This window comes from Streptomyces cavernae (assembly GCF_004023625.1).
In the GTDB taxonomy this organism is placed as follows: Bacteria; Actinomycetota; Actinomycetes; order Streptomycetales; family Streptomycetaceae; genus Streptomyces; species Streptomyces cavernae.
In genome coordinates, this window is sequence record NZ_RPDJ01000001.1 from 231,829 (window position 1) to 258,739 (window position 26,911).

26 protein-coding genes are annotated in these 26,911 nt (G+C 71.3%); 12 read left to right on the forward strand and 14 right to left on the reverse strand.

Annotated features, from left to right (window positions below):
- Nucleotides 1–48: 48 nt before the first annotated feature.
- Nucleotides 49–717 carry a histidine phosphatase family protein gene (locus EF387_RS10965; RefSeq protein ID WP_128376332.1) on the reverse strand — a complete coding sequence of 223 codons (669 nt, stop codon included), beginning with the start codon at nt 715–717 and terminating at the stop codon, nt 49–51.
- 101 nt (nt 718–818) lie between these two features.
- A complete protein-coding gene (locus tag EF387_RS10970; protein WP_128376333.1) occupies nt 819–2,366 on the reverse strand; it encodes an AMP-binding protein in 1,548 nt (515 codons plus the stop codon).
- A 190-nt stretch (nt 2,367–2,556) separates the two neighbouring features.
- Here EF387_RS10970 and EF387_RS10975 point away from each other — a divergent pair, with 190 nt between their 5' ends.
- Genes EF387_RS10975 through EF387_RS10985 form a run of 3 tightly spaced genes read left to right on the forward strand, consistent with a single transcriptional unit; the run spans nt 2,557 to nt 5,439 of the window.
- Nucleotides 2,557–3,849: an acyl-CoA dehydrogenase family protein gene (locus tag EF387_RS10975; protein ID WP_128376334.1), complete on the forward strand. Its 1,293-nt coding sequence runs from the start codon at nt 2,557–2,559 to the stop codon at nt 3,847–3,849.
- Between the two features lie 24 nt (nt 3,850–3,873).
- Nucleotides 3,874–4,638 (forward strand): SDR family NAD(P)-dependent oxidoreductase, encoded by a 765-nt coding sequence (locus tag EF387_RS10980; protein WP_128376335.1) that lies wholly within the window; start codon nt 3,874–3,876, stop codon nt 4,636–4,638.
- Nucleotides 4,639–4,641: 3 nt separating this feature from the next.
- Nucleotides 4,642–5,439, forward strand: a complete 798-nt coding sequence (locus EF387_RS10985; protein ID WP_128376336.1) for a ThuA domain-containing protein — start codon at nt 4,642–4,644, stop codon at nt 5,437–5,439.
- A gap of 372 nt (nt 5,440–5,811) precedes the next feature.
- On the opposite strand, the gene EF387_RS10995 is transcribed toward EF387_RS10985, so the two are convergent.
- From EF387_RS10995 to EF387_RS11010, 4 genes are all read right to left on the reverse strand, one after another.
- On the reverse strand, nt 5,812–6,855 hold the full coding sequence (locus EF387_RS10995) for an NAD(P)-dependent alcohol dehydrogenase (protein WP_128376338.1): 1,044 nt from the start codon (nt 6,853–6,855) through the stop codon (nt 5,812–5,814).
- Entirely contained in the window at nt 6,852–7,979 is a 1,128-nt protein-coding gene (locus EF387_RS11000; protein ID WP_128376339.1) for an ABC transporter permease, read from the reverse strand. The genes EF387_RS10995 and EF387_RS11000 overlap by 4 nt, the downstream gene beginning before the upstream one ends.
- 1 nt (nt 7,980) lies before the next feature.
- Nucleotides 7,981–9,603 carry a sugar ABC transporter ATP-binding protein gene (locus EF387_RS11005; protein ID WP_162467115.1) on the reverse strand — a complete coding sequence of 541 codons (1,623 nt, stop codon included), beginning with the start codon at nt 9,601–9,603 and terminating at the stop codon, nt 7,981–7,983.
- A gap of 96 nt (nt 9,604–9,699) precedes the next feature.
- A complete protein-coding gene (locus tag EF387_RS11010; protein WP_128376341.1) occupies nt 9,700–10,842 on the reverse strand; it encodes a sugar ABC transporter substrate-binding protein in 1,143 nt (380 codons plus the stop codon).
- Nucleotides 10,843–11,280: 438 nt separating this feature from the next.
- Between EF387_RS11010 and EF387_RS11015 the strand changes: the two genes are divergently transcribed.
- From EF387_RS11015 to EF387_RS11030, 4 genes are read left to right on the forward strand one after another with little or no spacing between them, the layout of a single operon-like run.
- Nucleotides 11,281–12,687, forward strand: a complete 1,407-nt coding sequence (locus EF387_RS11015) for an aromatic ring-hydroxylating oxygenase subunit alpha (RefSeq protein ID WP_238431438.1) — start codon at nt 11,281–11,283, stop codon at nt 12,685–12,687.
- On the forward strand, nt 12,672–13,010 hold the full coding sequence (locus EF387_RS11020) for a 2Fe-2S iron-sulfur cluster-binding protein (protein ID WP_238431439.1): 339 nt from the start codon (nt 12,672–12,674) through the stop codon (nt 13,008–13,010). Before EF387_RS11015 ends, EF387_RS11020 begins: the two co-directional genes overlap by 16 nt.
- A gap of 5 nt (nt 13,011–13,015) precedes the next feature.
- Nucleotides 13,016–13,234: a transposase gene (locus tag EF387_RS11025; RefSeq protein WP_128376343.1), complete on the forward strand. Its 219-nt coding sequence runs from the start codon at nt 13,016–13,018 to the stop codon at nt 13,232–13,234.
- A 5-nt stretch (nt 13,235–13,239) separates the two neighbouring features.
- Complete coding sequence (locus EF387_RS11030) at nt 13,240–14,283, forward strand: NADP-dependent oxidoreductase (protein WP_238431440.1); 1,044 nt, start codon at nt 13,240–13,242, stop codon at nt 14,281–14,283.
- A gap of 59 nt (nt 14,284–14,342) precedes the next feature.
- On the opposite strand, the gene EF387_RS11035 is transcribed toward EF387_RS11030, so the two are convergent.
- The 4 genes from EF387_RS11035 to EF387_RS11050 all read right to left on the reverse strand — a co-directional run bounded on the left by EF387_RS11035 (nt 14,343) and on the right by EF387_RS11050 (nt 18,607).
- The gene (locus EF387_RS11035) at nt 14,343–14,657 is read right to left on the reverse strand and encodes a putative quinol monooxygenase (RefSeq protein ID WP_202918199.1); all 315 of its coding nucleotides are present in this window, start codon (nt 14,655–14,657) and stop codon (nt 14,343–14,345) included.
- 77 nt (nt 14,658–14,734) lie between these two features.
- A complete protein-coding gene (locus EF387_RS11040) occupies nt 14,735–16,471 on the reverse strand; it encodes a PEP-utilizing enzyme (protein ID WP_128376345.1) in 1,737 nt (578 codons plus the stop codon).
- A 40-nt stretch (nt 16,472–16,511) separates the two neighbouring features.
- Complete coding sequence (locus tag EF387_RS11045) at nt 16,512–17,303, reverse strand: SDR family NAD(P)-dependent oxidoreductase (RefSeq protein ID WP_128376346.1); 792 nt, start codon at nt 17,301–17,303, stop codon at nt 16,512–16,514.
- 29 nt (nt 17,304–17,332) lie between these two features.
- Nucleotides 17,333–18,607, reverse strand: a complete 1,275-nt coding sequence (locus tag EF387_RS11050) for an aromatic ring-hydroxylating oxygenase subunit alpha (RefSeq protein WP_128376347.1) — start codon at nt 18,605–18,607, stop codon at nt 17,333–17,335.
- 294 nt (nt 18,608–18,901) lie between these two features.
- On the opposite strand from EF387_RS11050, the gene EF387_RS11055 reads away from it, so the two are divergent.
- From EF387_RS11055 to EF387_RS11070, 4 genes are all read left to right on the forward strand, one after another.
- Nucleotides 18,902–19,357 carry a VOC family protein gene (locus tag EF387_RS11055; RefSeq protein WP_128376348.1) on the forward strand — a complete coding sequence of 152 codons (456 nt, stop codon included), beginning with the start codon at nt 18,902–18,904 and terminating at the stop codon, nt 19,355–19,357.
- A gap of 97 nt (nt 19,358–19,454) precedes the next feature.
- Entirely contained in the window at nt 19,455–20,456 is a 1,002-nt protein-coding gene (locus tag EF387_RS11060; RefSeq protein ID WP_128376349.1) for a thiamine pyrophosphate-dependent dehydrogenase E1 component subunit alpha, read from the forward strand.
- A 5-nt stretch (nt 20,457–20,461) separates the two neighbouring features.
- Nucleotides 20,462–21,487 (forward strand): alpha-ketoacid dehydrogenase subunit beta, encoded by a 1,026-nt coding sequence (locus EF387_RS11065; protein ID WP_128376350.1) that lies wholly within the window; start codon nt 20,462–20,464, stop codon nt 21,485–21,487.
- Nucleotides 21,484–22,974, forward strand: a complete 1,491-nt coding sequence (locus EF387_RS11070; RefSeq protein WP_238431441.1) for a 2-oxo acid dehydrogenase subunit E2 — start codon at nt 21,484–21,486, stop codon at nt 22,972–22,974. The genes EF387_RS11065 and EF387_RS11070 overlap by 4 nt, the downstream gene beginning before the upstream one ends.
- A 99-nt stretch (nt 22,975–23,073) precedes the next feature.
- Here the strand turns inward: EF387_RS11070 and EF387_RS11075 are convergent, their stop codons facing one another.
- Nucleotides 23,074–23,706: a TetR/AcrR family transcriptional regulator gene (locus tag EF387_RS11075; RefSeq protein WP_128376351.1), complete on the reverse strand. Its 633-nt coding sequence runs from the start codon at nt 23,704–23,706 to the stop codon at nt 23,074–23,076.
- Between the two features lie 158 nt (nt 23,707–23,864).
- On the opposite strand from EF387_RS11075, the gene EF387_RS11080 reads away from it, so the two are divergent.
- Nucleotides 23,865–24,509, forward strand: coding sequence for a TetR/AcrR family transcriptional regulator (locus tag EF387_RS11080; RefSeq protein WP_128376352.1), 645 nt, complete (start codon nt 23,865–23,867; stop codon nt 24,507–24,509).
- A 233-nt stretch (nt 24,510–24,742) separates the two neighbouring features.
- Here the strand turns inward: EF387_RS11080 and EF387_RS11085 are convergent, their stop codons facing one another.
- The 3 genes from EF387_RS11085 to EF387_RS11095 are packed head-to-tail and all read right to left on the reverse strand — an operon-like array spanning nt 24,743 to nt 26,816.
- A complete protein-coding gene (locus EF387_RS11085; protein ID WP_128376353.1) occupies nt 24,743–26,047 on the reverse strand; it encodes a hypothetical protein in 1,305 nt (434 codons plus the stop codon).
- Complete coding sequence (locus EF387_RS11090) at nt 26,044–26,544, reverse strand: hypothetical protein (RefSeq protein ID WP_128376354.1); 501 nt, start codon at nt 26,542–26,544, stop codon at nt 26,044–26,046. Before EF387_RS11090 ends, EF387_RS11085 begins: the two co-directional genes overlap by 4 nt.
- Complete coding sequence (locus EF387_RS11095; protein WP_128376355.1) at nt 26,541–26,816, reverse strand: hypothetical protein; 276 nt, start codon at nt 26,814–26,816, stop codon at nt 26,541–26,543. Before EF387_RS11095 ends, EF387_RS11090 begins: the two co-directional genes overlap by 4 nt.
- Nucleotides 26,817–26,911: the final 95 nt, after the last annotated feature.

The window sequence follows — 26,911 nt, forward strand, 5'->3', positions numbered from 1 at the left end:
CCTCCTGGGTGGCGAGGGCGAGGGCGAGGGCGAGTGCGAGTCGGCGGGTCAGGCGACCGCGTCGACGGTGTCCGCGGTGGCGGTGGTTTCTGCGGCCTGGGTGGCGTTCGCGGCTTCCGCGGGTTCCGCGCCGCGCTCGGCGACCATGTGGGCGGTCTCGTTCACGGAGTGCAGGACGATCCGCCCGCCGGGCATCCGCCGCACCCGGCTGACCGAGGTGTAGCCGGGGTGGAACCAGAACATCTGCGCCAGGCCAAGCACCGTCGCCAGATAGGTGTTGGTGATGCCACCGTGGCACACGGCCGCGACCCGCCCGCCGGGGTGGGCGTCCAGGATGGTGTCCATGGCCCGGGCAGCGCGGGCCCGGAAGTCGTCCCAGTCCAGGTCCGGCACGAAGTCCTCGTACCGCCCCTCGGCCATCGCCACCGATCTCGGGTCGTCCGCCCGGATCTGCTCCGGCGGGGTGTAGGGGTGCGAGACGTCGGTGTCCCACTCGCGCAGGTCGTCCAGCACGGTGGCGGTGAGGCCGGTGAGCCGCTCCAGGGGCGCCGCCGTCTCGCGGGCCCGTTGGAACGGGCTGGTGTACAGGGCGTCGAGGTCCTCGTGCACGAGCCAGGCGGCGAGGCGCTCCGCCTGTGCGGTGCCCTCTGGCGACAGCCCGGGGTCGAACACACCCGCCCGGGGGAGGCCGTGCCGGATGAGGAGCAGTTCGGTCATGGTGATCCTTCGTACGAGGGGGCGGGTCGGTGTGTCGGGCGGGAGCCGCGCGCCGGGCTGTCGGCGTGTCGGGGGGCCTCGGTGGTGGGCTTCGCCTTCGCTCAGCCTGCGATCGTCCGCTCGGAGTGCCAATAGGGGCGGCGCATCGCGCGTTTGTCGAGCTTGCCCATGGCGTTGCGCACCAGTTCCGGTACGAACTCGTATGCCCTGGGGCACTTGTAGGCGGCCAGCCGCTCGCGGCAGAACCGGTCCAGTTCCTCGGCCGAGGGCTCGTCCGCGGCGGCCACCACCAGCGCCCGCAGCGACTCGCCGAAGTCCGCGTCCGGTACTCCGATGACCGCGACCTCGGCGACCCCGGGATGCTCGCGCAGCACCGCCTCGCTCTCGGCCGGGTACAGGTTGACCCCGCCGGAGACCACTACGTCGGCGGCCCGGTCGGTGATGAAGATGTAGCCGTCCCGGTCGACATAGCCGATGTCGCCGAGGGTGAAGACGCCCGGGGTCAGATAGGCGGCCTTCGTCTTCTCCGGATCGGCGTGGTAGCGCACACCGCGGTCCTCCGGCGCCCGGAACGCCAGCAGGCCGAGTTCGCCGGGCGGCAGCGGGTCACCGTCGTCGCCGGTCACCAGGACCTCGAACGGGGGCTGTGCGCGCCCGACCGAGCCCGGGTGCGCCAGCCACTCGGTGCTGCTGATCCGGGCCACCGTGCCCGCCTCGCTCGCGCCGTACGACTCGGTGAGCACCGGACCGAACCACTCGATCATGGCGCGCTTCACCTCGGGCGGGCAGGCGGAGCCGGTGTGGGAGACCTGGAGCAGGCTGGAGACGTCGTACCGGTTCCGTACCTCTTCCGGCAGGGCGAGCAGCCGCTGGAAGTGGGTGGGCACCATCACGGTGGAGGTGACCCGCCACTCCTCGACGCGGCGCAGGAACGCCTCCGCGTCGAACTTGCCGAGCACCACCACCTGTTGGCCGGCGGCCAGGTGCCGCAGCGAGGTCAGCGGACCGTTGTGCTGCAGCGGGCCGCACACCAGATGCGGACCGGGCGGGAAGCCGGGCCGGGCGGCGAGTGCGGTCAGGTACGCGGCGCTGTCGGTGACCGGGGTGCTCACCCAGCGCACCTCGGTGCCGCGTGCCCGTCCGGTGGTGCCCGACGTGTAGACGAGGGGCGGCCGGGCCGGCCGGCCCGCGGGGACGGGCCCGGCGGCCGTGTCGGGGTGCGCCGCCGCCAGCCAGAGGTCCCAGTCGAAGGCGTGTCCGGCCGGCTCGGTGCCGTGCGTCACGACCGGCAGGCCCAGCTCGCGGCCCGCTTCCACGGCGACGCCCGCGCCCACGGGGCCGGCGACGACCCCGGTCACGCCCGCGTCGACGATCTGGTCGACGAGTTCACCCACCGTCAGCTGCCGCGCCGAGGCAACCGTGCCTACTCCGGCGTACAGCCCGGCCAGATGGGCCACCAGGGTGGGTATCGCGTTGTCGCCGAGGACGGCGACCCGGTCGCCGGGACCGGGCGCGAGCTCCAGCAGCCGTGCCGAGGCCCGTGCAACCTGGTCGGCGAGCTCGGACCACGACAGCACACCCCGGTCGTCCACCAGGGCGGGCTCGTCGGGTGTCTCGTGGGCGCGACGTTCGAGTGGTGGCAGGGACATGGCTCCTCCGACGGCTCCTCGGTCTGGCCCCAATGGCAGGACTGTAGCGTTTATCAAGAAAGTGCGGAACACTCTGAGGCGAGCCCAAGGCGCGCACGTGTGCTTCGACGGACATGCACGCCTTTTCGGCGGACCGTTACTCAATCCGCCATCTGGTAAGTACCCGGAGCAGGTGACCCGAGGAGGAGCCATGTCCCAGCCGCCCCGGCCGGATGTGGAGGCCTGGCGCACACAGGTCCGGCAGTGGCTGGCCGGCGTCCTGGAACCGGCCGGCGCGCCGGAGCCCACCGACGAAGTGAGGGCGCACGCCGATCTGGCCGTGTTCCACAACCTCCCCGAGGACGATGAACGGCTGCTGCTGGAACGCTGCCGCGCCTACCAGAGGGCCCGCTTCGACGCCGGCTACCAGGCGCTGACCCTGCCGAAGGACAAGGGCGGCGCGGGCCTGAGCGCCGCTCATGCCGCGGCCTTCGCCCAGGAGGAGTCGGCGTTCGAGGTGCCGCCGTCGACCGAGCTGATCAGCGTCACCGTGCGGCTGGTGGCGATGGCGGTGTCCCTGTTCGGGACGGCGGAGCAGCGTTCCGAGTACGCTCGCGCGTTCCTGCGTACGGACCTGCTGGCCTGCCAGCTCTTCAGCGAACCCGGTGCCGGCTCCGACCTCGCCGCCCTGCGCACCCGCGCCCGCCAGGACGACGGGGACACCTCCCGCTCGAGCGAAGCCGCGGGCGGGGGAGACTGGGTGATCGACGGGCAGAAGGTGTGGACCTCGGGAGCCCAGTTCGCCGACTACGGTCTGCTGCTCGCCCGCACCGACCCGGACGTCGTCAAACAGGCCGGCATCACCGCCTTCCTGGTCCCGATGGACGCGCCCGGCGTGGAGGTGCGCCCCATCCGCCAGATGAGCGGCGGCGCCTCCTTCAACGAGGTCTTCCTCAGCGGAGTACGTGTCCCCGACCGGCTGCGCGTCGGACGCCCCGGGCAGGGCTGGGAAGTCGCCACCGCCACCCTCGCCTTCGAACGCACCGCCTCGGGCACCGGCAACCGGCGCAAGGGCGGCAACTTCGACGATGTACTCGCCCTCGCCCGCTCCCTCGGCCGCACCCAGGACCCACTGGTCCGCCAGCGCCTCGCCGACCTGTACGTACGATCCGCACTGCGCGCGGCCACCGTGGACCGGGTCGCCCGGGCGAGCGCCGGCGGCGGCCGGCCCGGACCGGAGGCGTCGCTGACCAAACTCATGGCCTCCGACCTGCTCACCCGCACCGGGCAGACGGCGGCCGAACTGATGGGCGCGCGGATCAGCGCCGACACGGGAGAGCCCGACACCTTCGCCTGGACCCAGCACCTGCTGGGCGCACCGGGCTACCGGCTCGCCGGCGGCACCGACCAGATCCAGCGGAACCTGATCGGCGAGCGCGTACTGGGACTGCCCGGCGAGCCGCGCACGGACCGCGTCCCGTTCTCCGAACTACCCGGTAGCTGACGACAAGACATTCAGGAGCGAATCATGGATCTGGGACTGTCAGGCGCGAAGGCGCTGGTGACCGGCGCCAGCCGGGGCATCGGACGGGCGATCGCCGGGACACTGGCCGCCGAGGGCTGTGCGCTGGCGCTGTGCGCCCGGGGCGAGGAGGCCCTCGCCAAGGCCGCCGCCGAACTGCGCGCCGAAGGGGCGACGGTGTTCGCCGAACCGGTTGACGTCACCGACCCGGCCGAGCTCGCGGGCTTCGTGGAGCGTTCGGCAGGTGAACTCGGCGGCCTGGACCTGCTGGTGTCCAACGTCTCGGCGGGCAACCTCAAGGGCCCCGAGTCGTGGGAGGCGAGCCTGCGCGGCGATCTGCTGCCGTTCGTCGGTCTGGTCGAGGCCGCCCTGCCGCACCTCGAGCGCTCCGAGCGCGCCGCCGTCGTCGCCATCGGCACGACCAACGCCTCCGACACCGCCCGCCCGGCCGGCGCCAACTCCTACTCCGCCCTCAAGGCCGCCGTGGTCCAGCACGCCTCGGCCCTCGCCCACGCCCTCGCCCCCAAGGGCATCCGCGTCAACACCGTCTCGCCCGGCCCCATCGACTTCCCGGGCGGCGCCTGGGAGGCGATCCGCACCGGACGCCCCGAGGTGTACGAGGAAGTCCTCGGCAAACTGCCGATCGGCCGATACGGCACCCCGGAGGACGTGGCGGCGGCGGTGGCGTTCCTGCTCGGGCGCACCGGCTCGTTCTGCGTCGGCGTCAACCTCGTGGTGGACGGCGGGCTGCTGACCCGCGTCCAGTACTGAGCGATGGCGGGCCCCGCGGGCCGCCTGGACGCCGTACTGGTCTGCGGCGGCAAGTGGCACGACTTCGACTACGCGCGGCTGCGGCTGCTGGAGCTGCTCGGCGAGCATCCGCAGGTGCGCACCACGGTCCACCAGGACTACGACTGCCTGGCCGCGCTGGACCGGGCCGATCTGCTCATCACCTACACCTGCGACGTCCGGCCCCGCCCGGCGCAGCGGGCCGCCCTTTCCCGGTTCACCCGCCGCGGCGGGCGCTGGCTGGCCCTGCACGGCACCAACTCGGTGATCGAGGCACCGGCCCGCGGCGCACCGAAGGTGTTCAGCACCCCGCGGCTCCTCGGTGACCTGGCGGAGGTGCTCGGCAGCCAGTTCCTGGCCCACCCGCCCATCGAGCCGTACGAGGTACGGGTCACCCGGCCCGACCACCCGCTGGTCGCGGGGGTCCCGCCGTTCACGGTCACCGACGAGCTGTACGTGTGCGAGCTGCACGGTGAGCTGGAGGTGCTGCTGCACGCCGACTACACCGGCCCGTGCCGGGGCTTCGCCGAGGGCGACACGGCGGCCCTCGACGACGCTCCCCGGCCGGTGCTGTACCTGAAGCGGCATGGGCTGGGCGAGGTGTGCTACTTCACCCTCGGCCATTGCCGCGGGCGCTACGACATGCAGGACCTGGGCGTGGCCGACACCGGGCGGGTGGACCCGGGCCCTTGGGAGACGCCGGAGTTCCTGACGGTGCTTCGGCGGTGTGTGGCACGGGTGGTGGGCGTACGCGCCCCCGCGGGGGAGGCGGCGGTCCGTTGAGCGGCGGGGGGCGGGTTCTTCGCCCCCGCCGCCCCTACCCGTCCCTTCCCGGGGGGCTGCCGCCCCCGGACCCCGCTATCGGCCTGAACGGCCTCGTCCTCAAAAGCCGGACGGGCTGGAAGCCTTCGCCCGGTCAGGCGCGAGCTTCCAGCCCTCCGGCGTCTGAGGAGCGGGGTCCGGGGCAGCGCCCCGGTAAGGGCGGAGGGGCTGAGCCTTCCGCCTGACCGGGGCGGAAGGCTCAGCCCGTCCGGCGTTTGAGGACGAGGCCGCGAGGCCGATAGCGGGAGTCCGGGGGCGGCAGCCCCCAGGTACGGGACGGGTAAGGGCGGAGGGGGCGAACAAAACCCACCCCCGCCCCGCCGGCAGGCCCACTCACCCGTGCGGCAGCACCACAGCCCGCCCCCCGATCTCCCCGGCGTGCAACCGCTCGTAAGCAAGGGGAGCCTCGTCGAGGGAGAACGTCTCCACGTGGGAGACGACCAACCCCTGCCGCGCGAGCTCGACGACCTCGACCAGCTCCACACGGCTTCCCCAGTACGGGGCCGAGGCCGACACGCCGAACGGCAGACCACCCCCGAAGCCGACCGCCAGCGTGCCGCCCCCGATTCCGACGACGGTCACATCACCGTCCGAAGCCACCGACGCCGAGGCCACCGCCAGCGTCGCCGGAACCGCCACGAAGTCCAGCACCACCTCCGCCCCGTTGCCGCCGGTGAGCTCCCGTATCGCGTCCGCCGCCCCGTCGTCGGAGAGCAGCGTCTCGTGGGCGCCCACGGAACTCGCCAGCTCCAGCTTCTCCTTGCTCACATCGAGAGCGACCACCCGGGCAGGAGTGAGCGCGCGCAGCAACTGCACCGCCAGGTGGCCCAGGCCGCCGACACCGATCACCACCGCCGTACTGCCCGGCACCAGCTTGGGCAGGGACTTCTTGACGGCGTGATACGGCGTCAGTCCGGCGTCGGTGAGCGGAGCCGCCTGCACCGGGTCCAGCCCGTTCAGCGGCACCAGGTGGCGGGGCGAGTCCACCACCATGTACTCCGCCAGGGCACCGGGCGAGCCGAGACCGGGCGGCAGGATGCCGAGCCCGGCGGCGTGCGGGCAGTAGTTCTCCGTCCCCGCGGCGCACTTGCGGCAGCGCCCGCACCCCCACGGGCCGTACACCGCCACCTCGTCGCCCACCGCGACCCCCGTGGCGCCGCTGCCGAGCGCCGCCACGGTGCCGACCCCTTCGTGTCCCAGCGCCAGCGGCAGCGGATAGGGGAAGACCTCCTCGGGCCAGCTCATGACCGCGAGGTCGGAATGGCACAGCCCGGCGGCCGTGACCTTCAACAACACCTGCCCCGGGCCCGGTTCGGGCGTCGGAACCTCAACGACCTCGGGCGGGCCGCCCACCGTCCGGTACTGAACCGCCTTCATCGTCCGATCCCCTTCTCGGTCGTTGGCGCGGGGCCGGCGGCCCCGTCGGTGTCCGGCGACGCCTTCCGGCGGCGCAGCAGAGCGGGCAGCGCGATCCGTCCGCCCGTGAGGACCAACGCGACGATGAGGACCGAGCCGGTGAACAGGCTCGCCGCCCACGGCGCGCTGGTGGCGAGCCCGAGCCCGGTGATTCCCGTGCCGAGCAGCAGCACCGCGAGCACCGTGCCCCAGGCGTTGAAACGGCCCGCCCGCAACTGGGTCGCCCCGACGAAAGCCGCCGCGTAGGCGGACAGCAGGTAGGGGGTGCCCGCGGTCGGCGATCCGGAACCCACCGAGGAGGCGAAGACGATCCCGGCGAACCCGGACAGCAACGCGGAGGCCACCAGGGTCAAGAAGCGCAGCCGGTCGGTGCGTACGCCCTGCAGACGGGCCGCGTCCGCGTTGAAGCCGGTCGCGTACAACCGGCGCCCGGTGGCGGTGTGTTCCAGCAGGAACCAGATGGCCACCGCGGCCAGGAGCAGATACAGCACCGGCAGGGTGATGCCGCCCGCGTCGAGCTGTGCGATGCTCGCGAACGGCTTGGCCAGCAGCTTCACACCCGTGATGGAGCTGTCGTTGGTGACCATGGTGATCAGGGACTGGATCAGCGCCCCGGTGGCCAGGGTCGCGATGAAGGAGTCGACCCGCAGCAGTACGACCACCACTCCGTTGACGACACCGATCAGCAGCGCGGCCGTCATCGCGAGGGCGATCGCGGCGCCGGGGCCGAGACCGGCGGTGACCAGGAACCAGGCGGTCAGCACGCTGGTGAGCGACATGGTGTAGGCGACCGAGAGATCGAAGACCCGTGCGGCCAGTGGCGGTACGACGCTCAGCGCGACCAGTCCGGCCACCGCGTTGCCGTTCAGTACCTGCTTGACGGTCGTGACGGTCGGGAACGTCTCCGGCGCCCACACGGAGAAGAGCACGACGATGAGCAGCCACACATAGACGGCGCCGATGTTCCTGAACGACAGGGCGGCCACCGCCCGCCGGACCCGCGTCGTCCTCGCGACGGGCCCGGCGGGCCCCTCCGGTGTACTGGCCGGCCGGTGCCGCGCGGCCTGGGTCGGGGTGGACGTCATCTCATTCGGTTCCTTCCATGGCGTGGACGAGCGCTGACTCGGTGATGTCCCGGCCCTTGATCTCCCGTGCGATCCGGCCGTCCCGCACCACCAGGACCCGGGTGCACAGGGCGAGCAGGTCCTGGGTGTCCGACGAGGAGACGAGGACGCCCATGCCCTCCTCGGACTGACGCGCTATCAGGTCGTACAACTGCAGCCGGGTGGCGATGTCGACGCCGGCCGTGGGTTCGCACAGCACCAGCACCGGCGGCCGCCGGGCCAGGCAGCGGGCCATCACGACCTTCTGCTGGTTGCCGCCGCTGAGCGTGGTGATCCGGGCGCCGGCCGGCTGACGACCGGCCGTGCGCACCCCGACCCGCTCGATCCACTCCTCGGCCAGCGCGGACTCGCGCCGCCGGTGCAGCCGGCCGCCCAGGGCGCGGAGCCGGTCGAGGAGAGGCAGGGTGAGGTTCTCCCCGACGGAGAAGTCGCCGATCACGCCCTCACTCGCCCGGTCCGCGGGGACCAGGGGGAGCCCCAGCCGGGCGGCGTCGCGTGCGTCGGTCCACCGCGCGGAGCGCTCCGGCAGCCGCAGTGTGCCGCGTACCGGGCCGCGGTGGGCGCCGCACACCGCGTACGGCACGATCTCGTGGCCGGAGCCGACCAGGCCGGTGATGCCGAGCCGCTCGCCCGGGGCGAGGTCGAAGCCGACGCCGCGCAGCGGGCCGGCCCGCAGGTCGCGGACCTCCAGTACGGGGGCGGCGGTGCTCACGGCGGCCCGTGGGCGGTGGCCGGTGCCCCCGGCCGTCCCCGGATGTCTCCCCTCGCCCCTCTCCACCTCCTCGCCGGCCATCAGCTCCGCCAGCGAGCGCGGTGTCAGGGCGGCCACCGGGCGGGTGGCGATCCGGCGCCCGCCGCGGATGACGGTGACCCGGTCGGCGAGAGCGAAGATCTCGTCCATCCGGTGCGAGACGTACAGGACACTGGCACCGGCGTCGCGGACCTCCCGCACGATGTCGAAGAGCCGGGCCACCTCACCGGGCGGCAGGACCGCGGTGGGCTCGTCGAGCACCAGGACACCGCGCCGGCCCTCCCAGCCCTGCAGCGCGGCGGCGATGGCCACCACCGCGCGCTGGACGGGCGAGGCCAGGGACAGCGGCCGGCGCACGTCGATGCCGAGGCCGAACCGCTCCACCAGTGCCGCCGTGCGCCGCTCCATCTCCGGCCAGCGGATGTTGCCGAAGGCCGTACGGGCGAAGCCGCGGCTGAGCGCGAGATTGTCCGTGGCGCTCAACTCGCCCACCAGCCCCAGCTCCTGGTGCACGAAACGCAGCCGGTCGTGCCGGGAGGCCGTGACATGGTGGAGGTCGAACCGCTCACCGTCCAGTTCGGCTAGCGCGCCCGGCTCGGCGTCGTGGTACCCGGCGAGGATCTTGATCAGGGTGGACTTGCCCGACCCGTTGGGGCCGATCAGCGCGTGGATCTCGCCGTGGGCGATCTCCAGGTCCACGTCCTTGAGCGCCTGGGTTCCGCCGAACCTCTTCGACAGCCCGGTCACCCGCAGCACGGGCCGGTCCGACGCGTCCGTGGCGTCGTCCGCCGCGCCCCCGGAGGGGCGCGCCCACGCCGACGTGTCAGCGTTCACCGCTTCCTCCATCCCTTCCCTGGCAGTCCCTTCCGCGGCGGGGGCGGCGTCGGCGGGCCGCCGCCGGCGTGGTGCCGGCGGCGGCCCCGAGCCGGTTCAGCTCAGCCCCCACAGCGCCTTGAACTGCGCCTGGTAGTCCTCGACGATCGGGAAGTCGCCGTCCACGGACGGCAGGTTGTCCCTGGTGACCAGCATGTTGGGCAGCACTGCCTCCTGGTCCACCGCCATCGACTGGCCGGTGAAGTGGCGGGCCAGCGCGTCGGCCTGGATCCACGCGAGCTCGTGGGAGTTCAGCGACATCGCACCCTCGGTGAGGCCGCTCGCTATGTACTGGTAGTTCTGCGCGTCACCGACGTTGACGAGGATGTGCTTGCCGTTGATGCCGGCGGTCTTCAGCGCGGCCGGGACGCCCACGTTCAGCAGCCCGAGGGAGAAGACGACATGGGTCACCTTCGGATGTGACCTCAGGTAGGACACCACGCGGTCGGGCATGTCCTTGCCGACGGCGGTGATCGGCACGTCGACGGTGTCCAGCGGACAGCCGTCGCACCATTCCTTGTACTTGTCCGCGAAGGTGTCCTTGACGGGCTTCAGGATCGTGTACGCCGGCAGATCGAAGTACACGGTGTCGGCCTTCCCGATGGCGTCCGACACCAGCCACGAGGCGATCATCTCGCCCTGGATGCCCACGTCCTTCGGCCCGTTCTTCAGCAGGTCGATGCCGTCGCCCACCACATCGTCGGCGTTGGACTGGATGACGGGGATGTCCGCCGCTTTCAGCTTGGCCAACTGCTTGGCGTACACGGCGCGCGGGAACCCGGAGGCGATGACGGCGTCCGGCTGGTCGCGCACGGCCTGCTCGTAGGCGGCCTGGACGGACTCCGGAGTGCCCTGGGTGGGGATCTGCTTCACCTTCCAGCCCAGTTCCTTCGCGGCCTCGGTGAAGAAGTCGGCGAGGTCCTTGCAGGACTGGACGCCGCAGAGAATGAAGTCGATCTCCTTGCCCCGGGGGATCTTCTTGCCCACCGGCTTGTCGACGGGGATCCGGTCGGGGCGCTTGGAGAACTTCTCCAGTGCCGCCCGGGCCGCGGCCAGGCCGGGGGAGTCTTTCGCCGCCGCCCGGTCGGCGTCGGCGGCCGGAGTGGATTCGGACCCGCACGCCGCCAGGGCGAGCAGGGCACTGACGGAGACGATCGCGGTGAGGGCGCGGGGGGCCGCGCGACCGGGTGTGGAACTCATCGTTGAGTACTCCCGTGGTGTGGTGCCTGTGCTGCCGCGGCCGCGCGTCGCTCCCGCGTCCGCGGCGGTCGGCCGAAGTCCAGGCGGATCCTGTGCCGCCCGGGCCGGGACGGCACGACTGAGATCGACAGGGCTGCGTCAAATCGCCGGCGTGGGGTACGGCGCGGGCCCCTCGGGTGACCGAGCGGCGCTGTGGCCGGGGCGGACAGACTCCGCACCAGAGCCGAGAAACTTATGAGGCACTACAGCCTCAAGTGGGTGGGAGTGTGACACGCCCAGACAGGCTTGGCGAGGGGTATGGCAGAGGAAATTCAGGGCCGACCGCCTCGGTTTCTTCGGAAACGTCGGGGTCTCGCCGTCCGATGGTCGTCGTGAGTGTTGCTCCCGGCTGGGAGCGATAACTACACTCACTCTAAAGTTTCTATTGGAGGAGGGATGATGGCCGATCCGTCGGAGTCAGGCACGGCGCGGTGTCCGGGGCCCAGCGTCCAGGACTACCTCGACCGGGACAGCCGGCCGGTTCCCGCCGCGCTGAGGTACGACCACAACGACCACCTCGGCAGCGAGGACGTCGACATCGCCCGCTTCGTCTCCCGGGAATGGGCCGAGCGTGAGATGCGCCAGGTGTGGCGTCGCGTATGGCAGTTCGCCTGCCTGGAGAGCGAGATACCCGAGGTCGGCGACCACGAGATCTACGAGATCGGCGACGACTCACTGATCATCGTGCGCACCGCGCCCGACGAGATCCGCGCATTCGTCAACGCCTGTCTGCACCGGGGCCGCAAGCTGCGCACCGGCGGCGGCAACGTCGCCGAGTTCCGCTGCCCCTTCCACGGCTTCGCCTGGAACCTCGACGGGACGATGCAGACCCCGCCCTGTGCCTGGGACTTCCCCCATGTCACCCCGGAGAAGTTCGCGCTGCCCGAGGCGAAGGTGGCGACCTGGCGGGGCTTCGTGTTCATCAACATGGACCCGTACGCCGAGTCCTTCGACAGCTACCGCGGCACCTTCGACGACTACTACATCTGGCCGCTGGAGAACCGCTACAAGTCGCTGCACATCGCCAAGGTGCTGCCGTGCAACTGGAAGGTCGCGCAGGACGCGTTCATCGAGTCCTTCCATGTGATCGCCACGCACCCGCAGATGCTGCCCTGGCTCGCCGACGCCAACTCCCAGTACGACGTCACCGCAGGCCAGCCCAACTGGAACCGGATGATCAACATCCAGGGAGCGCCCAGTCCCCATGTGGCGGACTCGGTCACCGAGGAGGACGTCCTGGAGACGTTCTACTACTCGCGCTCCTTCTACGCGGCCACGCAGGGCCGCGACCTCGCCCTGCCCGACGGCGGCGAGCTCCCCGCGATCCCGCCCGGCGGCACCGCCCGCCAGGTCCTCGCGGACCGGATGCGCGAGCAACTCGCGAACAGCTCGGACCAGGACTTCTCGGCCACCTCCGACAGCGAGCTGCTGGACGCCATCAACTACCTGCTGTTCCCCAACTTCAACCCCTGGGGCGGCGCGAAGTCCAACATCATCTACCGGTTCCGGCCCAACGGCCTCGACCCGGACTCCTGCATCGCCGAGATCCTCTTCATGTCGTCCCCGCCCAAGTCCGGCGGGACACCGCCCCCGGCGAAGATCCGCTGGGTCCCCGACGACCTGCTCTTCGCGGACATCCCCGAACTCGGCCTGCTGGGACCGGTCTTCGACCAGGACTGCGAGAACCTGCCGCACGTCCAGCAGGGCCTGAAGACCATGCGCAAGCCCGGCATCACCCTGTCCAACTACCAGGAGAGCCGGATCCGGCACTTCAACCACACCCTCGACCAGTGGATGAACAAGTGACCCACCGCGTGGCGGTCAGGCCCTCCGGCGTCGAACTCGACGTGCTCGACGGCGAGGACCTGTTCAGCGCCGCCCAGCGGCTCGGCTACCGCTGGCCCACCGTCTGCGGCGGCAAGGGCACCTGCCGCACCTGCTTCGTGGAGGTCGACGAGGGTGCCGAGAACTGTTCCCCCGTGGGCCCGCTGGAGCGTGAGGGCATCGAGTCCCTGCGCAAACCGGTGGACGGCCTGACCCGGCTCGCCTGCCGGCTCCGGGTCGAGGGCCCGGTCACCGTGACCAAGCGCGGCGTACGCCGCCGCATCCCTGAGCAAGTGCAGGAGTGAGCCCCATGCCCAAACAAGTCACCCACCCGCTCACCGGGCATGTCTACCGGCTGACCGAGGACGGCCTGGTCGAGGTGACCGACCCGAAGACCGGGGCACAGGGCATCTTCGACTTCCAGGCTCGCTGGCAGTCCGGCGAACTGCGCCACGCCGACCTGCAGATGGCCGGCTGGGTGGGCCGCCTGGCCCAGCGCCGCACCACCCCGCCGCCGGCCGGAGAGTGAGGGTCGTGACACCCCGCACCACCCGCGCCGTCTGCCTGGTACGCCGCCCCCACGGGGAACCGTCCCCGGACGACTTCGCCGTCGAGGAGCGGCCCCTCGCGCCCCTCGGCGAGGGGCAACTCCTCGTGCGCAACCTCTACATGAGCGTCGACCCGTCCATGCGTGGACGGCTGGAGCGCACCGAGAAGCACTACACCCACAACTTCACCCCCGGCTCCCCGCTCGACGGCCGGGCACTCGCCGTCGTGGAGGAGAGCCGCTGCACCTCCGTGCCGCCCGGCACCTTCGTACGCCACCAGCTCGGCTGGCGCGACCGGGCCGTCCTGGACGCCGCGGACACCGACGGCGCGGGCCGCATAGACCCGCAACTCGCCCCGCTTCCCACATGGTTGGGGCTCCTCGGACAGACCGGGTTCACCGCCTACGTGGGCCTCACCCGGATCGCGGAACTGCGCCCGGGCGACACCGTCCTGGTGTCCGCGGCGGCGGGCGCGGTGGGTACCGCCGCCGGGCAGTTCGCCCGGTTGCTGGGCGCCCGGCGCGTCATCGGAACCGCCGGCGGACCGGACAAGTGCGCCCTGCTGGTGAAGGAGTTCGGCTACGACGCCGCCGCGGACTACCGGGCCGAACCCGTCCGCGAGGCACTGGCCCGACTGGCACCCGACGGCCTCGACGTCTACTTCGACAACGTCGGCGGCCGCCAACTCGCCGCGGCCCTCCACGCGTTGCGCCCGAACGGCCGCGTCGCCCTGTGCGGCATGATGTCCCAGTTCGGCGACGACCGGCACTCCGCCGACATCAACCAGTTGATCCAGGCGGTCCTCAAACGGCTCACCCTGCGCGGCTTCATCGTCCGCGACCACGACGACCTGCGCCCGGAGTTCGAACGCCGGGTCTCCGGCTGGCTCCGCTCCGGCGAGGTGACCGCGCGCGAGACGGTGGTGGACGGCCTGGAGAACGCCCCGGGGGCGCTGCTGTCCCTGCTGGCCGGCGGGAACGTCGGCAAGATGCTGGTGAGGCTGGACGGTCCCGCCCCGGCCGGGGGCTGAGAGCTGCGGACAAAGGGGGAGCCCGGCTCGGGCTCCCCCTTTGTCCGCAGCTCTGCGTCTCAGCGCATGTCGCGGGACTCGGCCACGGTGTGCGCCTGAAGGCTGACTCCCACCCGGACGAGCCCGGACACCGCGCCGCGGAACTCCTTGATGTGCGCCGTGGTGAAGTGCTCGTCCAGCGCCCGCTGCGAAGCCCACCGCTCGTACACGCGGATGCGACCCGCGTCGGCGGGGTCCGCGGTCATCGCGTAGTCCAGGCAGCCCGGCTCCGCCTCGCGGGTGCGGCGGCCCAGTTCGATGAGATAGCCCAGCATCGTGTCGCGGTCCACGGGCTCGTAGTCCATCCAGCCCGAGACGATGATCTGGCCGGCCACGGTGGTTCCCTTCCGTTGGATGCTCAAGCCGACGGGCCCGCCGCCCCTGTCAGGGTGAGCGGCGGGCCCGCGGCGGTTCAGACGCCGAGTATCGCAGGAACGCTGTCCACGGTGACTGTGCCCCGGTCGCCGTCGACCGTGATCACCATGCCGTCCCGCAACCGCCCGGTACCGCCTTCCACGGAGATGACGGCCGGGATGCCCAGCTCGCGGCAGACCACGACGGCGTGGCTGTTGAGGGCGCCCACGTCCACCACGGCCGCCCCGGCGACCAGGAACAACGGGGTCCAGGCCGCGTCCGTGAGAGGCGCCACCAGCACCTCGCCCGGCTCGAGCGCCTCACACGAGGCCGGATCGGTGACGACCCGCACCCGGCCCGTGTAGGTGCCGTGGCTGCCGCCGACACCCGTGAGCACCTCACCCTCGGTGGCGGCCGGGAGCCCCTCCTCACTGCGCCGCGGCCACCCGTCGATCTCGGTCTGGGAGTCCGCCGCGACGAAGAACGGCGGCTCCAGCTCACCGAGTTCGGCGTACTCGCCGAGGCGCTGGGCGATGACGGGGCCGAAGCGGCCCGGATCGGCGACATAGTCGTCGAGCTCGGTGTCCAGCAGCATCATCACGTCCTCGGGCGCGGTGTAGAGCCCCGCCTCGACCCCGCGGCGACCGAGCTCCCGTATCGCCATCCGGATCTCGTTGACGACGGTCACACAGTTCGCCTTGGTCCGCTCCCGGGCCGGGATCCACACCTGGGAGGCGTGCATCCCCGCGTCGAACATCGGCTGCGTCTCCTCCGGGAGCGCGGCCCGGATCTCGGCCGCGACCTCCGCGCGCCGCTCCGTCAGCCTGCGGTGCCGCTCGGCGGGGGAGTCGTCGTCGGAGCTGTGCCGGATCCGGTCGACCAGCGCCAGCGCCTGGACCGGGGCCGCCTCCCAGGACAGCGCGTGGATGTCCCATTCGTTGGGGCCGCGGTCGCCGGAGGCGGCCAGGAACTCCTCGAAGGAGTCACGGAACGCCTTCACATCGCCGGTCGCGCCGTCGAGCGCCTGCTCCACCGCGGCCGGACCGCGGTCGAACAGGGCCGTCAGCTCAGCCGAGGCCACCACCTGACGGGACAGTGCCCACAGTCCGGTCGAGGGCGAGGCCGAATCGACGTCCCCCAGACCGCCGATGAGGTCCAGCATGGCCCCCGGCCGGTCCACGCTCGCACACAGCGGGCCGAGGATCGCCGGGCCCACGGACGCCGGCAGCGAGGACTCCACGTGCCGCTGGTAGGTGGTCTCCACCTCGCCCAGCAGCGAGCGGGCGTACGCCACCACGTCCGCCTCGGACAGCGACGTCAGGTCGGGCCGCTCGCGGCGCAGCCGGCGCAGCCGTTCCCGGTCGGCGTCGGCCTCGGGGAACGTGGTCTGGCCGAGCATCCGCTGGAGCGTCGCACCCGCCTTGGCCGTCAGCTCCTCGTCCTGGTCCTCCGGGTGCGCCACGTACACCGGTGTGTCGGAGCGCTGGCCGACGAAGGCCGCGTCGATCTGGTCCGCGGTCTGTCCCATGCGGATGCCGAACAGCCGCATGTGGGACAGGTTGAGGTAGAAGTAGCCGCCGAACATCCCGACGAACGGCGGGCGGGGACCGGCCACCTCCTCCTCGCGGTAGATGCCGAAGCCGACGAAGCCCTTGCGCCAGCCGCGCAGCCCGGGCCCCCACACCAGCGTCCAGCCCAGCGGGCTGGCCGGCTCCGGCAGGGTCTCGCCCGCGTTGGCGCGGGTGTAGTGCGGCAGCCGCTCACTGCGCTGCCAGTCCGTGATCCAGCTCTTCATGACCGAGGTCTCCCGCCGTCCGTGCCGGTGCTTGCCGCGCCTACCACTGCGCCGTTCCGCCGTCGACGCTGATCAGCGTGCCGGTGATGCCGGCGCCGGCGTCGCTCGCGAGCAGCGAGGCGACCGCGGCGATCTGCTCCACGGTGGTGATCTGCTTGGTGGCGGCGTGCTCGGCGAACCGGTTCAGCCACACCTCGTAGGAGATGCCTTCCGCCTCGGCGGCGGCCGGTCCCGCGGCCCGCATCAGGTCGGTGTCGACGGCGCCGGGGCAGATGGCGTTGCAGGTGATGCCCTGGGTGCCGTACTCGAAGGCGGTCGCCTTGGTCAGACCGTGGATCGCGTGCTTGTTGGTGATGTAGTGGCTGATCGCGGGCTTGTTGGCCTGCTTGCCCTCGACGGAGGAGATGTTGATGATCCGGCCCCAGCCGCCCGCCAGCATCTTCGGCAGGGCACGGCGGGTGCCGTAGAAGTAGGCGTTGAGGTTCAGCTTGAGCGCGTCGTGCCAGGCCTCGTCGCTGAGCTCGTGGATCGGGGCGAAGCCCGAGGTGCCGCCCACGTTGTTGACCCAGATGTCCAGCCGTCCGAACCGCTCGGCGGCGAAGTCGGCGAGGCCCTCGATGTCCTCCTGGCTGTTGGCGTCACAGGGGTGGAAGACGGCCCGGTCACCGGCGCCGATCTCCTCCAGGGCCTGCTTGCCCTTGACCTCCGAGCGGCCGCTGATGACGACCGTCGCGCCGTCGGCCAGGAAGGCCTCGGCGATGGCGCGGCCGATGCTGCGCGTGCTGCCCGTGATCACCGCGACGCGTCCGTCGAGGCTGCCCGTAGCCACCATGGTGTTCTCCCGCGAGTGTTGTTGGTTCGTCACCTGGCGGCGCCGGCGGCTCTGTCCAGGTACTTGTGGATGGTGCGGTGGAAGTGCTGGAGTCCGGGCTCGTTGCGTCCGAAGACGAAATCCGTCCCGTTCAGGGCCGCGAGGCCCTGCTGGACTCCGTAGGTGGTCGCGTAGTCCTCGTCACGGACCACCTCGTGGAACCACTCGCCGAACCGGTCGGCGGCCTGGCGTTCCTCCTCGGTGACCGCCGGTTCCCGAAGCAGGATGATCTGCTGGGTCACCGACTCGGTGGCCGTCCGGGGAAGCACCAGGGAGACAGCGATCTTCTGGCGCCACCCGCCGGCGATCGCCAGACCGGGGAAGAGCCAGTAGATGGGGCCGACACAGTCACCGGGGTCGCGCTGTTCCGGGGGCAGTTCGGCCGCCTGCGCGATGGGACGCAGGGCCGGTGCGATGCGCTGGTGGGGGCCCCAGGTGTCGTGGGCCATCATGTTGGAGAGGTTCGTCTCGAACACCGTCTTCGGATGCAGCGAGGCGAAGTGGTACGTCTCCAGGTACCCGTCGAGGGTGACCTTCCAGTTGGGACTGGTCAGCTCGCTGGTGGAGTAGTGGTGGCACTCCGCCAGCCGCAGACCCTCCAGCAGCGGCTGAAGGTCGCCCAGCCAGTCGTCCAGGTCGGGCTCGGCCGCCGGATCAAGGGTGACGAACACGATGCCCGCGCGCTCCCCGGCCGGGAGCCTGACCAGAGAGCGGCCCTCGCGCGGCACATCCCCGAAGGTCTTCTCGGCGTACACGCCCCGCAGCTCTCCGGCGAGGTCGTACGACCAGGAGTGGTAGGGGCAGGTGAGCCGCCTCGACACCCCGCACCCCGGTTCGACGATCTTCGCGCCGCGGTGCCGGCAGGCGTTGATCATCGCGTGTACGGCGCCCTGCCGGTCACGGGTGATCAGCACCGGAACACCGAGCACGTCCAGTGCCTTGTAGGTGTTCGGCCCGGGCAGCTCGCACGACATGGCGAGCGGCAGCGGAACGCTCCGGTGGACGGCGTCCATCTCCCGCCGCCAGCGGTCGGCGTCGAGGTAGTTGGCGACGGGTTCGGTCCACTGGCCGTCGGCCTCGTGGGTCGTGTTGTCGCGGTAGTGCGCCAGCACGCGCTCGACGAGTTCGACGGCCTCCCGCCGCATCGTCACGGATGCGGCGTCGGTCGACCGGTCCTGACTGATCCACGAGGAGTACTCGGGGGCCGCAGGTGGCCGGCGCTCGGCGTCCTGATCCCGGATCTCCGGCGAACTGATCTGGACCACGATGTCCTCACAATCCTCCCAGCCGCGAGCCGATGAAGGGCTGCGGATACGACAGCTGGGCTGTGACGCAAACGACAACAGGACTTAGTGTTGTCTGTCAATAGAAACTGCTGAAGTTGCCGCTCGAGGCGCCGCAGGTCACCTCGGCTTACCGATGGGACGGGGTCCTGGCGTGCCTCGATCTTTCTTTGGACCGGCTCCAGTCTTCGGGCGTGGCGGCCGGACCTGTGGCGAGGGGTGGTGAGCTGGGTGCGCGAAGGCGGGGCCGACCCGGTGTCCGGGAGTCCGTGGCACATGACCGGGCCGTTCGAGGCCGGTGTCGTCGTACGCGATCTGAAGCGGATGGAGCGCTTCTACCGGGAGGCGCTCGGCTGTGTCGCGGTGCACCGCTCGCGCATCCCGGCGTCCATCGCCGGTCCGGCCGGACTGGGCGGCGAGCTGTCGGTCGTCTGGTTGCAGGTGCCGTGCGGCGGGCGCGTCAAGCTGATCCTTCCTCAGCCGGCCCCGACGGCCCCGCCTTCGGCCCTGCCGCTGACCGGCCGGCAGGGCCTGGCGTATCTCACCTTCCTGCTGGACGACATCGGTCCGGCGGTGGCGGCACTGGCGGCGGCGGGTGCGCGGCCCCTGTCGGACCCGGTCGTCGTCCTGGCCCGGGGCCGGCGGATCAGCTTCTGGGCGGATCCGGAGGGCAACGCGCTGGAGGTGGTGGACGGGCGGGGGGACGTCCCCGGCCCCAGGCGTAGTAATTAGAGAACCTGTTCAGTAAGCTGCCTCGCACTGGTTACTGTAGACCAGCACTAGTAAGTCCGATTGCTCGGCACGCCTCCCTCGGGCGAAGGGGTGGACGATGACGCAAGACAAGCCGGCCAATACGGCCGCGCACCCGATATCCCCGCAGGTCGTCAAGGACCTGTACGAACGCATGGTGCGTATCCGGCTGTTCGAGACCGAGGCGGGGAAACTCATGGAGGCCGGCAAACTCCCCGGCTTCCTGCACCTGTACGTCGGCCAGGAAGCCGTGGCCGCCGGAGTGATGGCGGCCCTGCGGGACGACGACCAGATCACCTCCACCCACCGGGGCCACGGGCACGCGGTGGCCAAGGGTGTGGGCTTCAAGGAGATGTACGCGGAGCTGTACGGGCGCGTCACCGGCGCCTGTCTGGGACGCGGCGGCAGCATGCACATCAACGACGTCACCCTCGGCATGCTCGGCGCCAACGGCATCGTCGGCGCCGGCATCCCGATTGCCGTCGGCGCCGCCTTCGCCGCCCGCTACAAGAGCGAGGACGGCGTCGCCGTCACCTTCTTCGGCGACGGCGCCACCAATATCGGCTCCTTCCACGAGGCCGCCAACATGGCCGCCGTACTGCGCCTGCCGGTGCTCTTCATCTGCGAGAACAACGGCTACGCCGAGTTCACCCCGCAGTCGAAGCACATGCTCCTCACCGACGTCGCCGACCGTGCCGCGGCCTACGGCATGCCCAGTGTGATCGTCGACGGCATGGACGCGGTCGCCGTCCACCGCGCCGCCACCGAGGCCGTGGCACGCGCCCGCGCCGGCGAGGGCCCCATGTTCATCGAGGCCAAGACCTACCGCTACTACGACCACCAGGGCGTCAAGGGACTGCGTCACCCCTACCGCTCGCAGGAGGAGGTCGACACGTGGAAGGCACGCGACCCGATCGACCTGCTGCGGGACCGTGCCCTCGCCGACGGCACCGCCACCGGGGCGGAACTGGACGACATCGAGCGGCGCACTCGCGACGAGATCGCCGAGGCCATCGCGCACGCCGAGGCCAGCCCCCTGCCCGACACCGCCGACCTGCTGCTCAACGTCTACTCGGGGTGACCGCCATGACCACCATCACCGAAGCACCGGCCCCCGCCCCCGATGGCACGGCCCGCACCCTCACCTACGTCAAGGCCTTCAACGAGGGCCTGGGACAGGTCATGCGCGAGGACGACAGTGTCTTCGTAGCCGGGGAGGACGTCGCCGGGTACGGCGGTGTCTTCCGCATGTTCGAAGGTCTGCTGGAGGAGTTCGGTCCCCGGCGCATGGTCGACACCCCGATCTCGGAGGCCGCCCTCGTCGGCCTCGGCGTGGGCGCCGCCGCCCGGGGCCTGCGCCCCGTCGTCGACCTGATGTTCATGGACTTCATCGGCGTCTGCCTGGACCAGATCGTCAACCAGGCCGCCAAGATGAAGTACATGTTCGGCGGCGCCGTGTCGGTGCCGCTCACCATCACCACCGCCTCCGGAGCGGGGCTCGGCGCCGCCGCCCAGCACAGCCAGAGCCTGGAGGCCTGGCTCGCCCACGTGCCCGGCCTGAAGGTCGTGATGCCGTGCGACGCCTACACCGCCAAGGGCCTGACCGTCTCGGCGATCCGCGACGACAACCCGGTCGTCGTCATGCTCAACAAGGTCCTGCTGGGCAGCAAGAGCGAGGTGCCGGAGCAGATCTACGGCATCCCCTTGGGGCAGGCGCACACCGCGCGGCAGGGCTCGGACGTCACCGTCGTCGCCCTCGGCCGCATGGTGGGCGAGGCCCTGACGGCGGCCGCCGAACTCGCCGCCGAGGGTGTCGAGATCGAGGTCATAGACCCTCGGACCGTGCAGCCCCTGGACACCGAGACCGTCATCGCCTCCGTCCGCCGCACCAATCGTGTCCTCGTGGTGCACGAGGCCGTCACCTTCGGCGGGCTCGGTGCGGAGATCGCGGCCCAGATCCAGGACGCCGCCTTCGACTACCTGGACGCCCCGGTCCTGCGGATCGGCGCGCCGTTCTCACCGGTGCCGTTCTCCCCGGTCCTGGAGAAGGCGTACGTCCCCGACGCGGCCCGTATCGCGCAGGGCTGCCGCCGACTCCTCGAAAGGTCGTGACCGACGTGGCGGTCGAGGTCCTGCTCCCGAAGATCGGCCTGACCATGCAGGAGGGCACGATCGACGAATGGCTGGTGCCGACCGGCGCCGCCGTCCGCGAGGGCGACGTGCTGCTGCGGCTGGCCACCGACAAGGTCGACGTCGACGTCGAGGCGGAGGCCGGGGGAGTGTTCCACCCCGTCGTCCCGGCCGGGACCACCGTCCCCGCCGGAACGCTCATCGGCTGGCTGCTCGCCGAAGGCGAGCAGCCGCCGGGCCCGGGAAGTACGCCGATGCCCGCGGGGTCCGGCTCCCTCGGCACGGACGCGGCCCCATCGGCTGACGGCGCGACGGCCTTCGCCGTCAACGGCGCGGTGTCCCTCTCCGCCAACGGCGCCGCCGCGCCGTCCGCCAACGGATCCCCGGCCCGGACCGGCGCCGGTGGCCGGCTCCTGTCCTCGCCCAACGCCCGCAGGGTGGCGCGCGAGGCCGGAGTCGACCTGACCGCCGTACGCGGCAGTGGGCCCGGTGGCCGGATCGTCTCCGAGGACGTGGAGGAGTACCTGCTCGCCGCGGCCGCCTCGTCGACGGCACCGGTGCCCGCCGAACCACTCGGTGACCCGATCATCCCCGTGTCCCCACTGGTGCGCCGCCTGGCGAAGGAACGGGGCATCGACCTGGCGCACGTACGGGGCACGGGCGCGGGCGGCCGGATCCGCAGGGCCGACCTCGACGCCGCCACTCCGGCACCGATCCCCGCCCCCGCACCGGCACCGGCGCCCACCCCGGCCGCGGGCCGCCAGGCCACCGCACCCCGCCCGGGTGACGTCGTCCCGTTCACCGGGATGAGGGGCGCCATCGCCCGCCGGATGCACGCCAGCCTCCAGGAGATGGCGCAGCTCACGCACGGCTACGAGGTGCGGATGGACGCCGTCGTGGCTCTCAGGGCCCAGCTCAAGGAGGAGTGGACCGACAGCGGCCTGCCTGTGCCCAGCCTCAACGACTTCCTGATGAAAGCCGCCGCACTGGCCCTGCGGGAACACCCGCTGCTCAACGCGGCGGTCCACGAGGACGGCATCCACCTCCACCAGGACGTCAACGTCGGTTTCGCGGTCGCGGTGCCCAACGGCCTGCTGGTCCCCGTGATCGAGGACACCGCCGCCCTGCCGCTCACCGAACTGGCCCGCAGGACAAAGGAATTGGCCGAGAACGCCCGCATCGGACGGATCTCCCCGGCACAGCTCGAAGGGTCCACGTTCACCGTCACCTCGCTGGGCGGCTACGGCGTCGACTTCTTCACTCCGGTGATCAACCCGGGCAACGTGGCCATCCTCGGAGTGGGCAGGCTCAAGGACGGCGTCGAGTGGGTGGACGACCGGCCGCGAAGGACACAGGTCCTCACCCTGAGCCTTACCTTCGACCACCGCGCCGTCGACGGTGCTCCCGCGGCGGAGTACCTGCGCACGGTGGAGACCCTGCTGCGCAGGCCGCTGCGGCTCCTGGTGTGACCGTACGAACGACCCAGGGGTGGACGGTGGCCCACGGTCGACTCAGGGGCGGACCGTGGCCCACAGTCGACTCAGGGGTGGACCGTGGGCCACGGTGACCTAAGCGTCCTGGTGCTGCCGCGGAGCGCCGTCCGTCTCCCCGACGATCCGGTCGGCGAGTTCGCCGACCTCCTTGGTGAACGACCGGTGCCCCAGCGCACGGTAGACATCGTCGCCCCGGATCTGTGAGATCGCCGCGTTCTCCAGCAGCGCGAGCACGCCCAGACCGATCACCGCCGCCTCCGCGTCGGTGATCGGCTCCCGGGCCTTGCGCACCAGCCGGACGAGCTCCTCGAGGAGCTGCGCGCGGATCTCGTGGCGCAGGGACTCCGCCTCCTGGCTCATCCCCGCCGAGGAGACGAAGAAGACCGCGGCGGCCGACCGGTGCTCACTCAGCCAGGTGAGCAGTGCGGTGACCTCCGCGCCGATGCTCACGCCCGCGGCGTGCGCCTCGGTGAGCGACGCCAACTCCTCGCGCAGTGCGGCGGCGAACACCCGCATGCCCTCCACCAGCACCTGGTCCTTGGAGGAGAAGTGGTAGTACACCGCCGCCGACGTCATCTCGGCCCGCGCGGCGATGTCGGCCACCGTCACCTCGTCCGGGGGCTGGGTCGCGAACAGCTCGGTTGCCGCCTCGATCACCCACTGACGGCGTGACGGGCGGTGAGCGGCGCGGGTTCCGGAAGTCGTCATGATGTCAAGTATGCCCAAGACTCCGGCCCCGAGAGCCACAGCTGCAGCAGGAGTTATGGCGGTTACCCCGGGGAGTTACTCGATAGCATGGTCAGTACACGGGACGCACCGGCACCGGAGCACCGGTACCGGCCACCGCAGCCGCAAGGGGAGCAGGAATGGCCACCACGCAGAACGGCAAGCAGCCGGCCCACCGCCCCTCGCGGCGACAGCACATCATCGGTGCCGCTGTGCGCGTCTTCGGCCGTAAGGGCTTCGCCGAGACCAGCGTCCAGGACATCGCGGACGAGGCCGAGGTGGTGCCCACGGCCGTCTACTACCACTTCGACGGCAAGGAAGAGCTGCTCGAACTCGCCATGCGCCGGGTCTTCGACCAGCTCAACGCCGTGGTGGAGGAGGCCCGGCCGGACACCGAGCCCGGTGACGCCAAGGGCCTGCTGCGCGTCATCGACGCGGTGTGGGACTGGGTGGAGAAGAACCCCGACGAGGCCCGGCTGTTCCAGGTGCAGGTGGCCTCCGGCAACGGGAACGTGAAGGTGCTGCGCGACGAGTTCGAGCAGCGGCACATCCAGCGCGCGTACGACTACCTCCCCGAAGGCACCACCCGCAGCCCGCGCGCCGCCAAGGCACGGCACGCGGCGCAGGCGCTCGCGGTCCGCACCCTCATCAGCACGACCATGCTGGTCACCGCACTGCGGGTGGAGGGCGGGCCGCTGGCCGGACTGCCACCGCGGTCCGTCCAGCAGGCGGTGAGGTCGCTCGCGCTGCGGATCGTCGCCGCGGAGCAGGGCGTCGCGGCCTAGTGTCCTGCGCCAGAAATCCGTCGGTAGATCTGTCTCGTCTCGACGGTCGGATCCCCGGCCGCCGATCAGGCGCGTTGACCGTCGGCGGCTCAGCCAAAACTGCCTAGGAACTTCCGGCGCAGGACACTAGCGGAACACCCGCTGGTCGTGCCGTGACCGGGACGTCCGCGAGCACGCGGCCACCGCAGGTGGGGCGGGGGCGTGTCCGCGGGACGACGTCCCGGGCGGCACGGTTACACCATGGTCAAGACCGTGATGACGAGCGAGGCCGTGGCGGTCCCTGCCGGCCAGCCCAGCCTGGACAGTCGTCCGGATGCCAGGAAGGCCGCTGCCAGCATCTCCGCGACCACCGCCAGGCCCGTGGCCGCGGCGAGGTACAAACCGCGATCACCGGCTGCGTCCGCCAGGTCCTTCTGCCGACCCTGCTCGGCCCGCATCCCGGGCCAGTCCTCAGGGCGGGCGCGCAGAGCGACCACCGCCGCGGAGGAGACGCCGTCGGTGACGCTCGGCGCTCGGCCCATGTACTCCGCCATCCGACGCAGCAGGGAAGCATGGCGAGTCTCGGCGGCGGCCACGGCTCGTTCGTGTCGTACGGCGGGAGCGTCCTTTTGGTACAGGACCGAGGCTTCCCGGGCCGCCGCATGGATGTCGGCCACGCTGGACGCCGTGACGGCCTGCGCCAGAAAGGCCTCTCGTTGTCCGCTGGCCACGATGGCGGCTCCGAGCCGGAGCGCATGTCGTGACGCTTCGGCCTGCGCCCGTTGCTCGTTCGAGGCGGCCGCCAACTGCAGCAAGGGCAGCAGGAACAGCAGTACCGCCACGGCCAGGTGCAGTTGTGTGCCGCGTCGGAGTTCGGACGAGGCGGTCGCCGGCTGCGGTATGGGGTCGATGCCCCGGAGGGTGCGGCGCGCCCGGCCGGCGGCCGGTGCACTGCGCCAGGCCTCGGGGCGCAGAACACTCGCTGCGACCATCGCCGCAAGGACCGCCGCGCCGGCCGCGGCCAAGGAGGCACGCCCCCAGGCCGCCCAGCTGTCGCCCTGCCGCATCGTCCGGTCGGGAGCGAGGCGGTGGCCGGCAGGAGTCCGTTCCTCCTGGTCGGCGAGGCGACGAGGGATGTCGTAGCCCTGGTCGTCATCCAGGTACCGGTCGTTGCCGATGATGCTCCCGGGCTCGGCACTGTGCCGAAGGCTGACCGCCTCCTGTTCGGCGACGAAGTACTCGGATGCCGCGAGCCGGCCGTCGTCCTTGAGCGCCTCGAGCGCCGCGGCCCGCGTCGAGGCGGCCGCCACCCGGTACGCGAGAGGTGCTTCGTCGGCGTAGACGTGCCGGGCCTCCTCCTGAACCGCTGCCTGCAGCCTGAGTTCCTCGGCGACCGCGTCCTGATATGTGTCACCGGCCTTCTTGAACTGCCAGGTGGCCAGCAGAGTCGCCGCCACGATCGCGGCTATCAGGCCGAACTGGACCCGGGTACGCGGACTGAACCGCTGCCGCCGGGACGGACCGGAGCCGGCGGGGCCCGTGGGCGTGGGGCTCGTCATTCCGACACCCACTTGAAGACCAACCGCGGTCCGTCGTCCGCGGTGAGGGAGAGTTCTTGGTCCACGATTTTCCACCGGTACCGCTGGGTTTCCAGAGGGACCGGTCTGTTCACGTGGTCTCCCGCCGGGTTCTCGGGGTTCTTCCTGGTCACACTGGCGGAACTGGGCCTGAGGGTGAGGTCGCTTCCCAAGGCCCGGAAGGTGCCCTCGGCAAGGTGGGTGAGTTCGTAGATCCCCTTTTCGCCCATGGGATAGGAGATCAGTCCGACGTACTTGTACTTCCCCTCGGCGGTGAACCGGTACGCGAGCGTGGTGTTGCTGCCCTGCTGCGCGCTCTCCCAGGCCCCGACCAGGTCCCGGGCTGTCGCGGCCCTCGTCGATGAGCCGGGCGGCGTGGTCCCCGACCGGTCGGGCCGGGGCTGCGAGCAGGAGGTGAGGCCGGAGACCAGCAGCAGCGCAGCGACCGCGAGGAGCGGGGTGCGAGGCCGCCGCTTCACGAGCACTTCCCCCGTACGTAGCTGAAGCCGTCGATGTACAGCAGGTCACCGAGGGTCGGGTCGGAGTACATGGACCACGGGTAGGAGATGACGGGCCGGCCGTTGACGATCAGCGTCATCTGCGCACCGTCGAAGCGTGCGAGCCCCGAATCCCCGCGTCCGTTCACACTGCGCCGGAGGTACTGTCCGTCGCTGCCGAAAATGTAGGTCCAGTGCGGCTCCCGGTCCGTTCCCCCGCACCAACTGCCCACCACGCGCGGTGGGGTGCTCAAGGAAACCCCGCCCGATGTTGTCGTCCTTCCCGAGCCGGAGTCCCGCCGGGTGACAGGGTTCACCGGATCCGCAGCTGACGTTTCCTTCCCCGAAC

Bases quoted from the DNA above. Each gene is read 5' to 3' on its own strand.
- EF387_RS10975 (WP_128376334.1), top strand. From the start codon at position 2,557: ATGTCCCAGCCGCCCCGGCCGGATGTGGAGGCCTGGCGCACACAGGTC.
- EF387_RS11080 (WP_128376352.1), top strand. From the start codon at position 23,865: ATGGCCACCACGCAGAACGGCAAGCAGCCGGCCCACCGCCCCTCGCGG.
- EF387_RS11040 (WP_128376345.1), bottom strand. From the start codon at position 16,471: ATGAAGAGCTGGATCACGGACTGGCAGCGCAGTGAGCGGCTGCCGCAC.
- EF387_RS11075 (WP_128376351.1), bottom strand. From the start codon at position 23,706: ATGACGACTTCCGGAACCCGCGCCGCTCACCGCCCGTCACGCCGTCAG.
- EF387_RS10970 (WP_128376333.1), bottom strand. From the start codon at position 2,366: ATGTCCCTGCCACCACTCGAACGTCGCGCCCACGAGACACCCGACGAG.
- EF387_RS11085 (WP_128376353.1), bottom strand. From the start codon at position 26,047: ATGACGAGCCCCACGCCCACGGGCCCCGCCGGCTCCGGTCCGTCCCGG.
- EF387_RS11045 (WP_128376346.1), bottom strand. From the start codon at position 17,303: ATGGTGGCTACGGGCAGCCTCGACGGACGCGTCGCGGTGATCACGGGC.
- EF387_RS11055 (WP_128376348.1), top strand. From the start codon at position 18,902: ATGACCGGGCCGTTCGAGGCCGGTGTCGTCGTACGCGATCTGAAGCGG.
- EF387_RS11065 (WP_128376350.1), top strand. From the start codon at position 20,462: ATGACCACCATCACCGAAGCACCGGCCCCCGCCCCCGATGGCACGGCC.
- EF387_RS10965 (WP_128376332.1), bottom strand. From the start codon at position 717: ATGACCGAACTGCTCCTCATCCGGCACGGCCTCCCCCGGGCGGGTGTG.
- EF387_RS11060 (WP_128376349.1), top strand. From the start codon at position 19,455: ATGACGCAAGACAAGCCGGCCAATACGGCCGCGCACCCGATATCCCCG.
- EF387_RS11000 (WP_128376339.1), bottom strand. From the start codon at position 7,979: ATGACGTCCACCCCGACCCAGGCCGCGCGGCACCGGCCGGCCAGTACA.
- EF387_RS11010 (WP_128376341.1), bottom strand. From the start codon at position 10,842: ATGAGTTCCACACCCGGTCGCGCGGCCCCCCGCGCCCTCACCGCGATC.
- EF387_RS11025 (WP_128376343.1), top strand. From the start codon at position 13,016: ATGCCCAAACAAGTCACCCACCCGCTCACCGGGCATGTCTACCGGCTG.
- EF387_RS10995 (WP_128376338.1), bottom strand. From the start codon at position 6,855: ATGAAGGCGGTTCAGTACCGGACGGTGGGCGGCCCGCCCGAGGTCGTT.
- EF387_RS11015 (WP_238431438.1), top strand. From the start codon at position 11,281: ATGGCCGATCCGTCGGAGTCAGGCACGGCGCGGTGTCCGGGGCCCAGC.
- EF387_RS10980 (WP_128376335.1), top strand. From the start codon at position 3,874: ATGGATCTGGGACTGTCAGGCGCGAAGGCGCTGGTGACCGGCGCCAGC.
- EF387_RS10985 (WP_128376336.1), top strand. From the start codon at position 4,642: ATGGCGGGCCCCGCGGGCCGCCTGGACGCCGTACTGGTCTGCGGCGGC.